Consider the following 2,767-nt stretch of genomic DNA (forward strand, 5'->3'; position numbering starts at 1 on the left):
CGCCAGGAGGGGAGCAACATTTCCCGGACCTACCGCATGGCTCTACGCTGAAAACGACCCCTTCTATAGCGTTGCTCACAGCCGCAGGAACTTTCACGCCTTCGAAGCCGCTGGCGGTCAAGGGCAGTTTCATGTGCTCGAAACTTTGTCGGGGCAGGACGGCCATCACATCGTTTCCCTGGCAGGCCTGTGGGCGCCGGTCGTAGATGGTTTTCTGGGGCGCATCGGCAACCGAAGAAGTCAAGCGGAATAGTGGCCCGCGCGCGCAGAATTGACCGGTGAGCGCAATCACATCGGATGACCGCTTTCGCGCAAATGCAAAGTCGGGTATGGGCCCAAAGCGGACATGACGAAATATTCCACGATGTATATTTCGGGCTCGTATGAAAACTCTGTTTCATAAAACCCATCTTTAAAACACCACGATCTTTTTGTGATGTTAAGCAAACCCTCCCCTAATTGGAGGGTTTTTTTATGCCCGAGCGATTCATCCGATGAGTAATTCGGAGGAGGGCAGAGAATCAAGTCTAATAGCCAACGCCCGCTTTCGGCCAAAAGCAGCCACTCGCGCAATCTACTTGAAGCAGTCTCTGCTACAAGCCAACACGTTTTATATATGAAAGGGATCTGTAATGGATTGGGTGAAWGAAATCGCTATTGCCGTTCTCGTAAAGCGAAAAGTAGCCGACGCGGATGTCGAGCATGTATGGGATCACGCCTTCCCGGGCGTTGCAGCAACTGAGCAAGAAATTGGCGATATTGAGGCCCGCCTCGGATTCTCCCTCGATGCCGAGCATCGTGCATTTCTTTTATACGCAAATGGATGGGACTGGTTCTTTCAATCAGTCGATGTGTTTGGCACGTCAGACTTGTTGGAAGGGCCTCGGTGTCAGCGAGCTGAGGAGCTATTGAAGAGCTTGGAGAGTTTGAGTGATCTTTGTGGATTCAGTAGAGATGAATTGCTTCCTATTGCAGTCTCTAGGTTCAATACAGATGTCTTCGCAATATCGACATCGCGATCTCACTCACCTGGCACAGTTCTTTGGTTTGCTGGGCAAGTGATCGATACGTTTCCGAGCTTTAGCGAGTGGTTTCTCTCGTTGATGGACTACAACCGGAGCGAGTATCGAGCTTTAATTGAGGGGAAATAGGAACGAGAGTGTGTTTATCGTTTCAGGTGTCGTCACGGCTTCCGACCGAGGTGATTGTCTTGATACTTCTGCTGCTGGTTTAGTCGCAGGGACGGAGCTCCGGCTCTGTTCCTCTTCTTATACCTACGACGGTAGTCGCCGGCATTATTTCGGACCGGGCGCGGAGGGCGCCTTCTCCACGCCGATAGACATTTTCAACGCAGGAATAGGATTGCCAGTGACGGGGTGCGTATTCCGGTCTACTTGACCATCTGTGCCGGGAATTGGTGACCAGCAATATGCAAGATTCTGGTGCTGACCACTGAAACATCGAACCGCCCCTGCAGGGTGACGTCAATTGCGAGCCTTAGCCGAATTGGTACTATCGGCCATGAGCAGACCTACGGTCGTGGCTCCCAATCAAGCGTGAGAGGCAACCTCTCGATGTCGATTCATGACCGTTGAAAGCGATATGTTTGAACTAGCAGCGGAAAGCTATGCCTCTCTGACCCATCTTTTTAGGCCGGAGCATGTCGGTGCAGAGGTCGCGGGTACGGTCCTCGCGGGTAATGCGCGGGGAAAGGTGTTCGTCAGAGCTCAGGATGACTTCCGAACGGCCTTCGTCTACGACAATGGTTTTTGCGTACTCGCAGGCTCGGTCCCGAATCCTGATTTTGCAAGAACCTGCCTTCGATGGCTCTACGACTATCCGCACCAAGATTTCTTCATCCTCTACCCGAGTCACGATGGTTGGCTGCCGATCCTAGATGCAGCCATGACCGCTTCAACGCAAAGAGTCCAGCGGGTTGCCTTTCAGCTTGACAAGGACAGCTTTGAGGCGCTTCGCTCCGAACCGCTTCTTCCCACTGGCATACGCGTGACCCCTATGGATGCGGCCATGATGCGAAAGGTCGAGGCCACTGTGTACCCTTGGATAGGTGGCACTTGGAAATCTCCAATCGACTTCGAGGAGCGCGGTGTTGGAATTTGCGCATCGACAGACGAAGGGGTCGTTAGCCTTTGCTACTCGGTCTTCGTGTCCCACGGCTGCCACGCCATCGACATACTGACGGTTGAAAAGTTCAGGGGCCTTGGACTGGCAAGGGCCGTCGCATCCACCTTCATAGACGAATGCGTCCAACGCGGCGTGCATCCGACCTGGGATTGCTACGAGAGCAACTTGTCGTCCATGCGCCTTGCGCAAGCGCTAGGTTTCAAGGCAACGCACGATTTCCCCGTGTATTCATGGCAACGGCAGAGCTAGCGATTTGCTAGCCGCCATCTCAGCATACGAACGGCCGCTTCAGAGCAGGGGCGAACAGCCGGTTAGGGCCCAAAGGGGCAGTTGATTCTTCTCCGAAACCGACATTCGGTGGTCAACACCAGCGAAGTGGTCAGCTCCTACCAGTTCGCTCCCTGAGCGGCACAGATCGCGAAGTTCACTCCAGCCGATTGCCGATGTCCCGCCTACGTACCCGAAAGTAGTTGCTGGTCAAGATGGAATCGCCGTCCGCAGACACACCAGAGCAAAGAACCTCGGACGCTATTGACGCCCGCTTAGAACCACGATCATGGATCACACAGGTGTGGGCTCGGTGTCTAGCGGCCCATAAGAATCGAACTGCAATCTCGTGCCA

The 2,767-nt window shown here is 53.9% G+C and carries 2 protein-coding genes and 1 pseudogene; all 3 read left to right on the plus strand.

Annotation, left to right across the window (positions count from 1 at the left end; all coding sequences use genetic code 11):
- A pseudogene (locus tag AC1D0P_RS24125) lies at positions 1–253 on the plus strand (dienelactone hydrolase); the annotation flags it as partial.
- A 379-nt stretch (positions 254–632) separates the two neighbouring features.
- Positions 633–1,151 carry an SMI1/KNR4 family protein gene (locus tag AC1D0P_RS24130; protein ID WP_477679052.1) on the plus strand — a complete coding sequence of 173 codons (519 nt, stop codon included), beginning with the start codon at positions 633–635 and terminating at the stop codon, positions 1,149–1,151.
- 433 nt (positions 1,152–1,584) lie between these two features.
- On the plus strand, positions 1,585–2,394 hold the full coding sequence (locus tag AC1D0P_RS24135; protein ID WP_477679053.1) for a GNAT family N-acetyltransferase: 810 nt from the start codon (positions 1,585–1,587) through the stop codon (positions 2,392–2,394).
- The last annotated feature ends 373 nt before the right edge of the window (positions 2,395–2,767 follow it).

The organism is Polaromonas sp. P1_G2 (genome assembly GCF_056405515.1).

Bases quoted from the DNA above. Each gene is read 5' to 3' on its own strand.
- AC1D0P_RS24135 (WP_477679053.1), top strand. From the start codon at position 1,585: ATGACCGTTGAAAGCGATATGTTTGAACTAGCAGCGGAAAGCTATGCC.